Origin of the sequence: Phaeobacter sp. HF9A, assembly GCF_011806385.1 — a bacterium.
In the GTDB taxonomy this organism is placed as follows: Bacteria; Pseudomonadota; Alphaproteobacteria; order Rhodobacterales; family Rhodobacteraceae; genus Epibacterium.
This window is the reverse complement of the sequence record NZ_JAATOX010000114.1, coordinates 1-13,045: the sequence shown is the minus strand read 5'-3', so window position 1 is coordinate 13,045 and position 13,045 is coordinate 1. Positions and strand designations below refer to the sequence as shown.

12 protein-coding genes and 1 pseudogene are annotated in these 13,045 nt (G+C 63.5%); 3 read left to right on the top strand and 10 right to left on the bottom strand.

The genetic code is table 11. The features are described 5' to 3' along the window. Positions 1-140 precede the first annotated feature (140 nt). Positions 141-1,010, bottom strand: a complete 870-nt coding sequence (locus HCZ87_RS16575) for a GNAT family N-acetyltransferase (RefSeq protein ID WP_167645494.1) — start codon at positions 1,008-1,010, stop codon at positions 141-143. Continuing rightward, complete coding sequence (locus HCZ87_RS16570; protein WP_167645492.1) at positions 1,010-1,735, bottom strand: 16S rRNA (uracil(1498)-N(3))-methyltransferase; 726 nt, start codon at positions 1,733-1,735, stop codon at positions 1,010-1,012. The genes HCZ87_RS16575 and HCZ87_RS16570 overlap by 1 nt, the downstream gene beginning before the upstream one ends. Positions 1,736-1,747: 12 nt before the next feature. Between HCZ87_RS16570 and ubiA the strand changes: the two genes are divergently transcribed. The 3 genes from ubiA to HCZ87_RS16555 all read left to right on the top strand — a co-directional run bounded on the left by ubiA (position 1,748) and on the right by HCZ87_RS16555 (position 5,031). Continuing rightward, entirely contained in the window at positions 1,748-2,710 is a 963-nt protein-coding gene (gene ubiA, locus HCZ87_RS16565) for a 4-hydroxybenzoate octaprenyltransferase (RefSeq protein WP_167645490.1), read from the top strand. An 81-nt stretch (positions 2,711-2,791) separates the two neighbouring features. Next, the gene (locus HCZ87_RS16560) at positions 2,792-4,714 is read left to right on the top strand and encodes an OmpA family protein (protein ID WP_167645488.1); all 1,923 of its coding nucleotides are present in this window, start codon (positions 2,792-2,794) and stop codon (positions 4,712-4,714) included. Continuing rightward, positions 4,711-5,031 carry a hypothetical protein gene (locus HCZ87_RS16555; protein WP_167645486.1) on the top strand — a complete coding sequence of 107 codons (321 nt, stop codon included), beginning with the start codon at positions 4,711-4,713 and terminating at the stop codon, positions 5,029-5,031. The genes HCZ87_RS16560 and HCZ87_RS16555 overlap by 4 nt, the downstream gene beginning before the upstream one ends. A 79-nt stretch (positions 5,032-5,110) precedes the next feature. On the opposite strand, the gene fdhA is transcribed toward HCZ87_RS16555, so the two are convergent. The 8 genes and pseudogenes from fdhA to HCZ87_RS16515 all read right to left on the bottom strand — a co-directional run bounded on the left by fdhA (position 5,111) and on the right by HCZ87_RS16515 (position 12,908). Beyond that, positions 5,111-6,295: a formaldehyde dehydrogenase, glutathione-independent gene (fdhA, locus tag HCZ87_RS16550; protein WP_167645484.1), complete on the bottom strand. Its 1,185-nt coding sequence runs from the start codon at positions 6,293-6,295 to the stop codon at positions 5,111-5,113. A 169-nt stretch (positions 6,296-6,464) separates the two neighbouring features. Next, the gene (locus tag HCZ87_RS16545; protein WP_167645482.1) at positions 6,465-6,911 is read right to left on the bottom strand and encodes a molybdenum cofactor biosynthesis protein MoaE; all 447 of its coding nucleotides are present in this window, start codon (positions 6,909-6,911) and stop codon (positions 6,465-6,467) included. A gap of 4 nt (positions 6,912-6,915) precedes the next feature. After that, positions 6,916-7,161: a molybdopterin converting factor subunit 1 gene (moaD, locus tag HCZ87_RS16540; RefSeq protein ID WP_167645480.1), complete on the bottom strand. Its 246-nt coding sequence runs from the start codon at positions 7,159-7,161 to the stop codon at positions 6,916-6,918. After that, positions 7,161-7,832, bottom strand: a complete 672-nt coding sequence (gene pgsA / locus HCZ87_RS16535; RefSeq protein ID WP_167645478.1) for a CDP-diacylglycerol--glycerol-3-phosphate 3-phosphatidyltransferase — start codon at positions 7,830-7,832, stop codon at positions 7,161-7,163. The genes moaD and pgsA overlap by 1 nt, the downstream gene beginning before the upstream one ends. A 125-nt stretch (positions 7,833-7,957) precedes the next feature. Further along, positions 7,958-9,838: an excinuclease ABC subunit UvrC gene (gene uvrC / locus HCZ87_RS16530; protein ID WP_167645476.1), complete on the bottom strand. Its 1,881-nt coding sequence runs from the start codon at positions 9,836-9,838 to the stop codon at positions 7,958-7,960. 336 nt (positions 9,839-10,174) lie between these two features. Then, a pseudogene (locus HCZ87_RS16525) lies at positions 10,175-10,954 on the bottom strand (SDR family oxidoreductase); the annotation flags it as partial. A gap of 37 nt (positions 10,955-10,991) precedes the next feature. Next, positions 10,992-11,936: a calcium/sodium antiporter gene (locus HCZ87_RS16520; RefSeq protein WP_167645496.1), complete on the bottom strand. Its 945-nt coding sequence runs from the start codon at positions 11,934-11,936 to the stop codon at positions 10,992-10,994. Positions 11,937-12,110: 174 nt separating this feature from the next. Continuing rightward, positions 12,111-12,908 (bottom strand): S49 family peptidase, encoded by a 798-nt coding sequence (locus HCZ87_RS16515; protein ID WP_167645471.1) that lies wholly within the window; start codon positions 12,906-12,908, stop codon positions 12,111-12,113. Between the last annotated feature and the right edge of the window lie 137 nt (positions 12,909-13,045).

Sequence of the window (13,045 nt, the reverse complement as noted above, 5' to 3'; positions counted from 1 at the left end):
CTTTCCTTCCTTCCTCCCCCTCCATTCCGCTGATGGTCATCTCTTCCTCTCCCAGCGCAGCCCCAGCAGCAGCAATATCGCCGCCGCCAAAAGCTCGCGCCAGCGCCACAGCGCCGCCTTTGCTTCGGGTCGAATAAAACTCATCTGCCCCCCTCCCCCCGGCTTGCCATGATCCGCACCGGCGTCGCGTAAAGCACCAGCGCAAATGCGCCCGCGGGCTGGAACCCGATGGCCTGATAGGCGCGCGCCGCCTGTGCACTCGCAGCGAAAAGCACCGCCTGCGAAGCGCCGCGATCCCGCGCTTGCAACAAATGCCGCCCGACGACGCGGCGCGCGTAGCCGGATCCGCGCAGGGCGGGCGGCGTATAGACCCCACCGACCTGCACCACATCGCCGACACTGGCATTGAGGCCGGTCATGGCCACGGGCGTTCCCGCTTTGATCAGCACCCGATGGCTGTCTTTCGCGATGAACTCGGCGATATCCGCGCGGGCCTTGTTGCGCGCCTTCTCCGGGGCGGCATGGATCGCTTCCATCTCGTAAGCTGCCCGCCAGTTCTCGACCAGGTCGCGCGGCGCATCGGCGAGGGGAATCATCTCCTCATCCGGCCGCAGCTCGAGGCGCAGCGCGCCAAGGTCGAGATGAAAGGCCGGATCGTCCCGGTTCAATGTCGCGGGTGCATGCTGCATCCCATTGGCCGCGATAAAGCGCCGCACCTGGGGCGCATCGCCCAACACGCCGTGGATCTCGCGGTCCGCAATCAGCGCCCCCGCCGCGCGCCAGTCCTCTGCGTCGGCCTCCGGCGCCTGCATCAGCACACTGCCGCCATTGGTGATGCCAAAGACGCCCGGCCCCGCCGTCTGCCGCCAGAGCGTCAGCCCGTTGGCATGATCGGAGCCCAAGCCGTGCCGCCCGAGGTTTTCCAGCAGGAACATCGAGCTCTGCACCCGCGCGCGCAGGACCGGCATCAGCGTCGGCAGGTCCTCCCCGGTTGCGGCACGCCAGGCCATTACCAGTCTCCCAGCCGTTTCTGCCACAGGGTCATCGCCGCCACCGCCGCCGTATCGGCGCGCAGGATACGCGGGCCAAGGCTGACCACATGGGACTGTTCCATCGCGTGCAGGCGTTTGCGCTCGGCGTCGGAAAAGCCCCCTTCCGGGCCAATCAGAATCGCCCAGGGACCGGCGCTGGCTGCAGCGACATCCAGAAACAATCGCTGCCCCACCTCGGCCTCGTCACAGAACATCAGCTGACGCTCGGCAGGCCAATGGTCCAGGAGCGCGGAAAGCTTTTGCAGCTCTGCCACCTCGGGCACATAGGTGCCGCCGCATTGCTCGGCGGCCTCTACCGCATGGGCCTGCAAGCGGTCCTGGCGGATGCGCTCGGAATTGGTGAAATCGGTCGCCACCGGCAGGATGCGCGCAGCCCCCATCTCGGCCGCTTTTTCAACGATGAAATCGGTGCGCGCCTTCTTGATCGGCGCAAAGATCAGCCACAGGTCGGGTGGCAATTGCAGCGGTTTGGATTGCGCCACGCAGGCGAGCACGCCGCCGCGCTTGCCCGCCTCAAGCACCTCCGTCTGCCATTCCCCATCGCGCCCGTTGAACAGCGCCACGCGCGCCCCAACGGACAGCCGCATCACCCCAAAGAGATAATGCGCCTGATCGCGGTCCAGAGGAACCGTTTGCCCTGCCCCCAGCGGGTGATCTACATACAGTCTGACTTTAGCATTCATGAGGTCCTACATATGCAAGGCCAGTCGCCAACACCAGATGGTCAAGTCTCCGATGCGGTGAAAGGCAATTGGGTCGACATCCATGCCCCGGTCTGGACCCGCCCCTATCTGCGCCTGAGCCGCGCGGATCGCCCCATTGGCACCTGGCTGTTGCTGCTGCCCTGCTGGTGGGGGCTGACCCTGGCGATGCTGGCGGATCAGGCGCCGCGCTGGGGTGATCTGTGGATCGCGATTGCCTGTGGCATGGGGGCCTGGCTGATGCGCGGCGCGGGCTGCACCTGGAATGACATCACCGACCGCAAGATCGACGGCAGCGTCGAGCGCACCCGCTCGCGCCCCATCCCCTCTGGTGCGGTGACGGTCAAAGGCGCGGTGATCTGGATGGCGTTGCAGGCGCTGATCTCCTTTGGGCTCTTGCTGACCTTCAACACCGCCGCCATTGCCATGGGGATCCTGTCGCTGCTGCCGGTGGCGATCTACCCCTTTGCCAAACGCTTCACCTGGTGGCCGCAGGTCTTTCTCGGGCTGGCCTTCAACTGGGGCGCGATGCTGGCCTGGGTGGCGCATAGTGGAAGGTTGGAGTGGCCGGCGGTTGTGCTCTATGTGGCGGGGATGGCCTGGACGCTGTTTTATGACACCATCTACGCCCATCAGGACACCGAGGATGACGCGCTCATCGGGGTGAAATCCACCGCGCGGCTGTTTGGCGAGAATTCCCCCACCTGGCTGCGGCGTTTCATTGTGGCCACGGTCAGCCTGATGGCGCTGGCGATCATCGCGGCGGTGCAGCCGGTGGGGTCGATCCTGGCGCTGGTGCTGGCGCTCTGCGCGCCCTGGGCGATGGGCTGGCACATGACCTGGCAGCTGCGCGCCTTTGACGCCGACAACAATGACCGGCTCTTGGCATTGTTCCGCCTGAACCGCGACACCGGCTTGATTCCGCTCATATTCCTTGTGGCGGCGCTGTTTGCCTGAATGCAGCGCCCCGCATGATTGATCCCGCAGGGCCAGCCCTGTATGACCGTTACCAGCTCAACTGCCGGAAGACCTGACCTGATGCGCCTATCCTCGCTGCTGTTCCCGACTCTCACCTTTGCAGCGGCTGCTGGCCTGAGTTTGGTGGTTGCGGGATTTGCGGCAACGGCGCTGGAAGACAACACCGAAATTGTGGTGCGCCGGACCCTGGACAATGCCGGGCTGACCTGGGCCGAGGTCACCGCTGATGGGCTGCGGGTGGAGCTCTCGGGCGAGGCCCCGGACGAGGCCACCCGTTTCAACGCCATTTCCCGTATCGGCGCCGTGGTCGATGCCGCCCGCATTATCGACAACATGCAGGTCACCCCGCCCGAAGGCATTGCGCCGCCGCGCTTTTCCACCGAAATCCTGCGCAATGACGCGGGGATTTCGATCATCGGCCTGATCCCGACCGCCTCTGACCATGCCGCATTGCTGCGCAAACTGGGCCGAATCAAGGGCAACCCGCCGGTCACCGATTTCCTGGAAACCGCCGACTACCCCATGCCCAAGGGCTGGGCCGACGCCATGAGCTTTGCGCTCAAGGCGCTGGCGCTGCTGCCGCGCACCAAGATCTCGGTCGAGGCGGGCGCGGTCAGCATCACCGCCATTGCCGACAGCCCCGAGGCCAAGCAGGAGCTGGAAACCGAGCTGAACCGCATGCTGCTCCCCACGGTGCATGTGACGCTGGATATCGCGGCGCCGCGTCCGGTGATTTCGCCCTTTACCCTGCGCTATGTGCTGGAGGCCGAGGGCGGGCGGTTCGATGCCTGCTCCGCCGAGAGCGAGGCCAGCCGCAGCCGCATCCTGAAGGCCGCCGAGGCGGCAAAACTGACCGGCGACCGGGATTGCACCATTGGCCTCGGCGTGCCCTCGGCGAATTGGTCGCGCGCGGTCGAGGTTGGTCTGGCCGCGCTGACGGAACTGGGTCAGGGCTCCATCACCTATTCCAATGGCGACGTAACGCTGGTGGCCGAGCAAGGCACTGCGCCGGTCTTGTTTGAACGGGTGGTCGGCGAGCTAGAAAACGCGCTGCCGCAGGTCTTTGTGCTGCATGCGGTGCTGCCGGAACCCGAAGAAAAGGGCGCCGATACCACGCCGGAATTCTCTGCCACGCTCAGCCCCGAAGGCCAGGTGCAACTGCGCGGAAGGCTGAGCGACGACGCCCAGCGCCATATGGTGGACAGCTATGCCAAGGCGCGGTTTGGCTCCGATGCGGTCTATCTTGCCACCCGCAATGTGCCGGATCTGCCCGGCGTCTGGCCCATCCGGGTGCTGGCGGCGCTGGATGCGCTGGCGCAGCTGGAGCGCGGCGCGGCGACGGTCACCCCGGATCTGGTCTCCGTGCGCGGCATGAGCCATGACGAGCACGCCAGCGCCGAAATCGCCCGGATGCTGTCAGACAAGCTGGGCGAGGCCGAGGATTACGACCTTGATATCACCTATGAAAAGCCGCCCGAGCCGCAGGACAGGCTGATGGCGCCCAAGCTCTGCGAGGCGGAACTGGCCGCCATCCAGCGCGCCGAGAAAATCGCCTTTGAGCCCGGCTCCGCCACCGTGGCCGCCGACAGCGCGCGGGTGATCGACAAGATCGCCAAGCTGTTGCAGCAATGCGGCGAGATCCCGTTGGAAATTCAGGGCCATACCGACAGCCAAGGCCGCGAGGAAATGAACCAGAACCTGAGCCAGGCGCGGGCACAATCGGTGCTGAACGCGCTGCGGGCGCGGCGTATCCTCACTGGCAGTTTTGTCGCCAAAGGCTATGGCGAGGACAATCCCATCGCCAGCAACGACACCGAAGAGGGCCGCGAGGCCAACCGCCGTATCGAGTTCCGCCTGATCGAAAGCGATCTGCCGCAGGCGACGACTGATGATGCCGAGGACACCGCCGCCGAGCAGCAGCCACCACAGGACGATGTCGCGTCAGACGACAACGTCCCCGCCGAGGAGACCGACGGACAATGAACAGGACCGAATTCATCCTGACCACAGCCATCATCCTATTTGTCGCCTTTGCGATGGGGTGGTTTGCCAATTGGCTTCTGCATCGTTTCACCCGCGTGCGCCAAAGCGACGTGGCCGATCTGGACCGCATGAGCCAGGAGCTGCACGAGGCCGAGGAAACCCGGGATCAGGCGATCACCTATCTGCAACAGCGCGAGGCGGAGCTGACCAATCAGCTGAACCAGACCGAAGCCGAGCTGCGCGCTGCCATGGATGGGTTGCGGGAGGCCCGCCAGGAGGCCGAAGAGCTGCGCAACCAGCTGCATGGCGCCCATTGATCTTGCATGAATCAGGGGCCTGAGCGCACAGCCCAGGCCCCTTTGTTGCGAGGCGGGTATCGCCCGCCCCGCTGCCCCGTCACGCCGCCAGCATGCCATGCGGGTCGAGCACGAATTTCTGCGCCACCCCCTTGTCAAAGCTGGCATAGCCCTTGGCCGCATCTTCCAGCGGAATGATGGTCGCATTGACGATATCGGCAATCGGCAGGCGCTCGTGCAGGATCGCCTGCATCAGCTGGCGGTTGTACTTCAGCACCGGCGTCTGCCCGGTGTGAAAGCTCTGGGCCTTGGCCCAGCCGAGGCCAAAGCGCATCGACAGGCTGCCCTGTTTCGCCGCCGCATCCACCGCGCCCGGATCCTCGGTCACATACAGCCCGGGAATGCCGATGCCGCCCGCCGCACGGGTGATCTCCATCATCTGGTTGAGCACGATCGCCGGCTGTTCGCCGCCCGCATGGCCGCGCGCCTCAAAGCCCACCGCATCGATCGCCGCATCCACTTCCGGCGCGCCGATGATCTCGGCGATCAGCTCTCCCAGATTGGCGCCCTTGATCAGATCGACCGGCTCAAAGCCCACGCGCGCCGCATGGGCCAGACGCTCGGGATTGAAATCACCGATCATCACCACCGCCGCACCAAGGATCCGTGCCGAAGCCGCCGCCGCCAGCCCGACCGGCCCGGCCCCCGCCACATAGACGACAGAACCCACACCGACACCGGCCTGCATGGCGCCGTGAAACCCGGTGGGCAGAATATCAGAGAGCATGGTCAAATCGCGGATCTTGGACAGCGCCTGATCCTTGTCGGGGAATTTCAGAAGGTTGAAATCCGCATAGGGCACGGTGACATAATCCGCCTGACCGCCGATCCAGCCGCCCATATCGACATAGCCATAAGCGCCGCCCGCGCGCTCCGGGTTCACCGTCAGACACACGCCGGTGTCTTGTTCGCGACAGCAGCGGCAACGCCCACAGGCAACGTTAAAGGGCACCGAGACCAGATCGCCGACCTCCAGCATCTCCACGTCGCGCCCCTTTTCTATCACCTCGCCGGTGATCTCGTGCCCCAGCACCAGCCCCGCCTGGGCGGTGGTGCGGCCGCGCACCATATGCTGGTCGGAGCCGCAGATATTGGTGGATATCACTTTCAGGATAACGCCATGCTCGATCCGGCGCCCATCCGGGGCTTCCAATTTGGCATCGGCAATATTTTGCACTTCGACCTCATTGGGGCCGAGGTACACCACCCCTCGATTGCTCGACATGATCTAATCTCCTCCTCAGGATTATCGCGGTAATCGCCGCCGCGTCAAAATTGCGCAGCATACCATTGCACGCTAAGCGAGAACGCCGCGCGCCAATGTGCAAAATGCGACTCCATTTAGGAGAAATAAAACATTCAAAACACGTTTTGATTGTACTTCATGGCGTAACCTACCAACGGGTCAGCGCGTCCTCGTCGGCCTCTTTGGCGGCGACCCAATCGGCGCCGCCATCCCGCAGGATTTCCTTCTTCCAGAAGGGGGCGCGGGATTTCAGATAGTCCATCAGATATTCGGCCGCCTCAAAGGCCGCAACGCGGTGGCGGGAGGCGGTGGCGACCATCATGATCTGATCCCCCGGCAGCAGACGCCCATAGCGGTGGATCACCAGCGCATCGGTCAGATCCCAGCGCGCCATCGCGTCCGATGCAATCTTTTCCAGCGCCTTTTGCGTCATGCCCGGATAGTGCTCGATCTCCATCATCGCCATGTCACCGCCATCGGCCTCGCGCACCACGCCGGTAAAGGTGACCACCGCGCCGGCGCCCGATGCACCACTGGCAAAGCGCTCGGCCTCGGCACCAAACTCAAACGGGGCCTCCTGCACCACAACGCGCATCACCTCAGCCTCCGGTCATCGGTGGGAAAAACGCCACCTCGCGCACGCCCGCAAGCGGCGCATCAAACTCGGCCAGCTCCTGATCCAGCGCCACACGAAGGGCGGAAAGATCAGAAAAGGCCGCGGCATAGCGCTCCTCGCGGGCCTTCAACTCCTCCACCAGCTCCGCCACGGTGACGGCACTGGTTTCAACACGCTCCTTGGGCAGGCCGATCCGTTCGCGCACCCAGGCAAAATACAGCACGTCCATCAGCCTGTCTCCCTCAGATGCGGCAGGGCCTTTTTGAGGTAATCCACACCCGTAAGCAGGGTCAGCGCCGCCGCCAGCCACAAGAGCCAGAGACCGATCCGCCCGGACCAGACCATGCCTTCGAAATAGAACCGCAGCCCCTGGGTATCCTCCACCGTGCCGGCCAGAACCCCCTGCACGAACTCGCGATCCATCCCAAGCCCGCCAATGCCGAGGTGATGTTCAAAAATCCCCTGGGAAAACAGCGTGGCAATGGCGATCATCTGCGTGGTGGTCTTCCATTTTGCCAGCTTGGTGACCTTCAGCGTGCCCGCCGTATCGCCCAGATACTCGCGCAGCCCCGAAACAAACACCTCGCGGAACAGGATCACCGTGGCGGGCAGCACCAGCCAGGGGATCCAATGCGAGGCCGCATAGCCGACAAGGATCATCAGCGCAATCACCACCATCGCCTTGTCGGCGATCGGGTCCAGCATCGCGCCCATCTTGGTTTCCTGCTTCCAGGTGCGCGCGAGATAGCCATCAAACCAGTCGGTCACCGCCGCGCCAACAAACAGGATCAGCGCAAACCAATCCGCATAGGGGCGCGTGAAAAACAGGAACATGACAGCGAGCGCTGGCGCCGCCAGCAACCGCAGAACCGTGAGGATGTTGGGTAAATTCCATATCATAGGCGTTTATCTACAGGCTGGCTCCGCTGTCGGGAAGGGGCAATTCACGCGCCCCTTCCCTTTCATCTTTTCAGAAATATCCCGGGGAGCACGAGGGGCAGCGCCCCTCGTCTGTTGCGCGCGCCCTATCTGTCCTGAAAATAATTATAGATCGTCTCCGCCAGCGCACTGGAAATCCCCTCCACCGCCTTCAGATCCGCCAGATTGGCACGGCTCACCGCCTTGGCACTGCCAAAATGGGTCAGCAGCGCCTTCTTGCGGCGCGCGCCCACGCCGGGCACATCATCCAGCGGGTTGGCGGCCATGGATTTCGCCCTTTTTGCACGGTGGGTGCCGATGGCAAAGCGGTGCGCCTCGTCCCGCATGCGCTGGATGAAATACAGCACCGGGTCATTGCGTTGCAGCGCAAAGGGACGCCCGCCGGGGCGGTGGAACTCTTCCTTGCCATGGTCGCGATCCACGCCCTTGGCGACCCCGATCATCGGAATATCCTGCACGCCGTGCTGCTGCATGATCTCCGCCACCGCAGAGACCTGCCCCGCGCCGCCGTCAATCAGCAGCAAATCCGGCCAGAGCCCCTTTTTCCGGTCCGGGTCTTCCTTCAGCAGCCTGGAGAACCGCCGGTGCAGCACCTCTTTCATCATGCCAAAGTCATCGCCGGGCACCAGATCATCGCCCTTGATGTTGAACTTGCGATAGGCGTTTTTCATGAAGCCTTCCGGGCCCATGACAATCATGCCGCCCACCGCATTGGTACCCTGGATATGCGAGTTGTCATAGACCTCGATCCGCTGCGGCGATGCCTCAAGCCCGAACGCCTCGGCAATGCCGCGCAGCAGTTTCGCCTGTGTCGCGCGTTCCGACATGCGCCGTGCGAGGCTCTCGCGGGCGTTTCGCACCGCACCGGCGATCAGCTCCGCCTTTTCGCCGCGCTGCGGGATCAGGATTTCCACCTTGTGGCCGGCCTTCTCGCCCAGCGCCTCTGCCATCAGATCGGCGTTTTCAATGTCATCGGACAACAGCAGCTGACGCGGCACATCCTTGTTGTCGTAGAACTGGCCGATGAAGGCTTCCATGATCTCCGCCGGAGACATATCCGCCGCCACACGCGGGTAGAAATCCTGATTGCCCCAGTTCTGATTGGCGCGAATGAAGAACACCTGCACGCAGGCCTGACCGGCCTCCAGATGCAGGCCGATGATATCGGCCTCCGCCACGCTGCGCGGGTTGATGCCCTGGGCCGTTTGCACCTGGGTCAGTGCCTTGATCCGGTCCCGCAGGGCGGCGGCGCGCTCAAACTCCATCGCCTCGGAGGCCGCCATCATCTGCGCGCCCAGCTCCTCCTGGATCTTGGTGGAGCGCCCCATCAGGAAACGCTCTGCGTCACGCACGCTTTCGGCATAGTCCTCGCGCGAGATCAGCCCGACGCAGGGGCCGGAGCAGCGCTTGATCTGATATTGCAGACAGGGGCGGCTGCGGGTCTCGAACATCGAATCCGTACAATTGCGCAGCAGGAACGCCCGCTGCAACTGGTTCAGCGTCCGGGTCACCGCGCTGGCACTGGCAAAGGGGCCGAAATAGCTGCCCTTCTCCTTGCGGGCGCCCCGGTGTTTCTTGACCTGCGGGTAGTCGTGGCTCTTGCTCAGCAGGATATTGGGAAAGCTTTTGTCGTCGCGCAGCAGCACATTGTACTTGGGCTTCAGCTGCTTGATCAGATTCTGTTCCAGCAGCAGCGCTTCGGTTTCGGTGCGGGTGGTCAGAAACATCATCCGCGTGGTCTGCGAGATCATCGTCTCGATGCGCGCGGTATGGCCCGGGCGGGTGTAGTTCGACACCCGCGCGCGCAGGTTCCGCGCCTTGCCGACATAGAGAACGCGGCTTTCTGCATCCAGCATCCGGTAGACCCCGGGCGAGGAATCCAGGGTCTTCAGATAGTCGTGAATCACACCATATCCGGTGCGGGGCGCGTCCGTTTCATCGGGCGATTCTGGGCTGGGATCACTCATGGGATCAGACATATGATTCTGCGCTCATCGCTGCAATCTTCAGAGGTGGAATTCAAGCGAGGATACATCCACCATTCCTGTGGATAACTACGCGGACAACTTTGGGCTTGTTTAAAATTTCCCTTTAGATTTGGCGACTTCGCCGAATTGACTATTTTTTAATCACTTTGTTAAGGCATTGATTTCAATATCAATTTTTATACCGCCTGCGCAAAGTGTTGAAAATATTAGTCTTTTTGTAACGCCTTGGTGAACGATCTGTGACAAGTGCATAAGTTCCCGCATCCCCTTGTCCATTGGACATTGGCGCCAGCTAGAACATTGCCCGCAAGGGACTCATTCGGGCAGCTGGGTATCCGCCGTCTGCCAGGCCAGATGCTGGCCGCCATCAACGCAGATCAGCTGGCCGGTCACGGCGGGGGCGGTCAGGAAATAGCGCAGCGCGGCGGCGATATCGTCCTCCCCCGCCCCGCGCTGCAAGGGCACAGCGGCGCGCTGCGCGGCGAAATCCTCGGCGCTCTGGCGTGGGCCTTGCAGCGTCGGTCCGGGGCCGATGGCATTGACCCGGATATGCGGCGCAAGCGCCTGTGCCGCCGTCTGCGTCAGCGTCCACAGCGCGGATTTGGCCAGCGTGTAGCTCATGAACTGCGGTGTCAGCTTGCACACCCGCTGGTCGATCATATTGACCGCCAGCGCCGCCGCGCGCGGTTCGCCATTTGCGTCCTGCTCCGGCGACAGATCCTGCGCCGCCAGCGCCTGTATCAGCAGGAACGGGGCGCGCAGGTTGCTTTGCATATGGCGGTCCCAACTGTCGCGGGTCGCTGTCTGCAAATCGTCGGGTTCAAAGATCGAGGCATTGTTGACCAGGCAGGTGATCGCCCCGCCAAGCGCCTCTGCCGCGCGGGGCAGCAATGTTTCAGAGTGCCGATCGTCCAGCAGATCCGCCTGAAGCGCAACGGCCTGCCGCCCCAGCGCGCGAATGGCCGCCACCGTGTCCTCGGCGTCGGATCGGGAGCTTGCGAAATGCACCGCCACGTCATAGCCGTCTTCGGCCAGCGCCAGCGCCATCACACGCCCCAATCGCTTGCCCGCTCCGGTGACCAATGCCCGCATCTGCTGCCCTCTCGCTCGTGGCTGTTGTTGTCACAGAAGCCTAGAGCAGCATCCACACATAGGCCACATAAAGCAGCGTCAACATGATCCCCCAGAGCCGGGTAATATCCTGCCGCAGAAACACGAAGGGCACGATCAGCAGCGAGGCACCCAGCATCACCCAGAGGTCAAAGCGCAGGAACTCCGGGTCGACCGAGATCGGACCGACAAAGGTCGCGATGCCGATGATGGCCAGCAGGTTGAACATGTTGGAGCCGATCACATTGCCCAGCGCAACATCCGCCTGCCGCCGCAGCGCCGCCATCAGGGTGGTCGCGAGCTCCGGCAGCGAGGTCCCCACCGCGACCAGCGTCAGGCCGATCACCGTCTCTGACAGCCCATACATCCGCGCGATGATGGTGGCGTTCTCCACCAGCAGCTCCGCCCCGAGCGGCAGCCCTGCCAGCCCAAGCACCAGATAGAGCCCGATACGCCAATACGGCATGTCGGGGTCGGCTTCCTCGATCTCTTCCAGCTCGTCCGCCTCGCCGGCGGCGCGATGGGCGCGGGCCTCGCGGAAGGCGGTGAACAAGACCCCGAACAGGGCGATCAGCAGGATGATCCCGGACACCCAGGTAAAGGTGCCGACAAACGCCAGCGCGATGAACAGCAGCGAGGCACCAATCATGAAGAGGTAATTCTTGCGGCTGTCACATTCGCTGGTGTGCAACGTCCGCAACAGCGCCGGCACCCCGAGCACCAGAAGGATGTTGGCGGTATTGGACCCCACCACGTTGCCCATGGCGATACCGTCGGCATTGTCATGCACCGCTTGCACCGCGATCAGCAATTCCGGCGCCGATGTGCCAAAGGCCACGATGGTCAGGCTGACGATCAGCGCCGGAATGCCGATCCGCAGGCTGAGGTTGACCGCACCGCGCACCAGCGCGTCACCGGCCAGCAGCAGGATCACCAGGCCAAGGGCTGAATACAGCCAGGGCATCATCATGTCTTGGGACCTCCGCGTCCGCAGGCGCAGGGCCCCTTGCCGATCCTGAACCGACCACAGGAGGGGCAGCGCGCTGAATTGAGCTTCTTCTGCCCCGGAAACCGCAGCCGCCCGAATATGGCCAGCACGGCCATAGCGACCAGGAACAGAGAAACGATCTTGAGTATCACGTCAGAGGCCAAAACGCGCGAACTGCGCGCGCTCCTCGACGGCGGCAAGCGCATCCTCGGCCATGGACAGGCCAAAGCGGCTGAGGAAAGGGCGTTTCATACCATAACGACGCAGGCGCAGCGTCTTGCCAAAACGCTCTTCCAGCACCGGTTTCAGATGGCCGATGCCGTCGATCAACCCCAGCGCCTGGGCCCGACGGGCCAGCCAGACTTCGCCGGTGAACAGTTTCTCCTCGTCCGAGAGCTTCTGCCCGCGCCGTTCGGTCACATGGTCGATGAAATTGGCGTGGATGTCATTGAGCAGCACCTTGAGTCGCGCCACATCCTCTTTGTTTTCCGGGCGAAAGGGGTCAAGCATGCTCTTGCTCTCGCCCGCCGTATGCACACGGCGCTCCAACCCCTGGCGCGCCATGAAGACATGGGCGCCAAAGCCGGCGGAAATCACCCCGATGGAGCCCACGACCGAGCTCGCATCGGCAAAGATCTCATCCGCCGAGGCCGCCAGCCAATAGCCGCCAGAGGCCGCCACGTCCTCGACAAAGGCGATCACCGGCACCTTGTGTTCCTCGGCCAGGCGGCGAATGCGGGCCCCGATCAGCGCACTTTGCACCGGGCTGCCGCCGGGGGAATTGATCTCCAGCACGACGGCGGCGGGCTTGCCCTTTTTAAAGGCGCGCTCCAGCACCGGGGCCAGCGCGGCGTCATTCAGGCTTCCTCGCCCGGCCATGCCAATGGCGCCGGACAGGCGCACAACAGCCACCAGGGGCGCGCGTTTCACAAAGGGCAGTCGTAAGGTCATGGCGCCGATGTAGAATGCCACCCTGCCGGAAACAAGGTGCGGGCTCCGAGGAATTCTCGCGATAGGGTGTTTGTGGCCCTGCCACGGGCAAAAATGCAACGTAAATTCCAGCCGCCCGCGGTGTTGCACCAAGACCC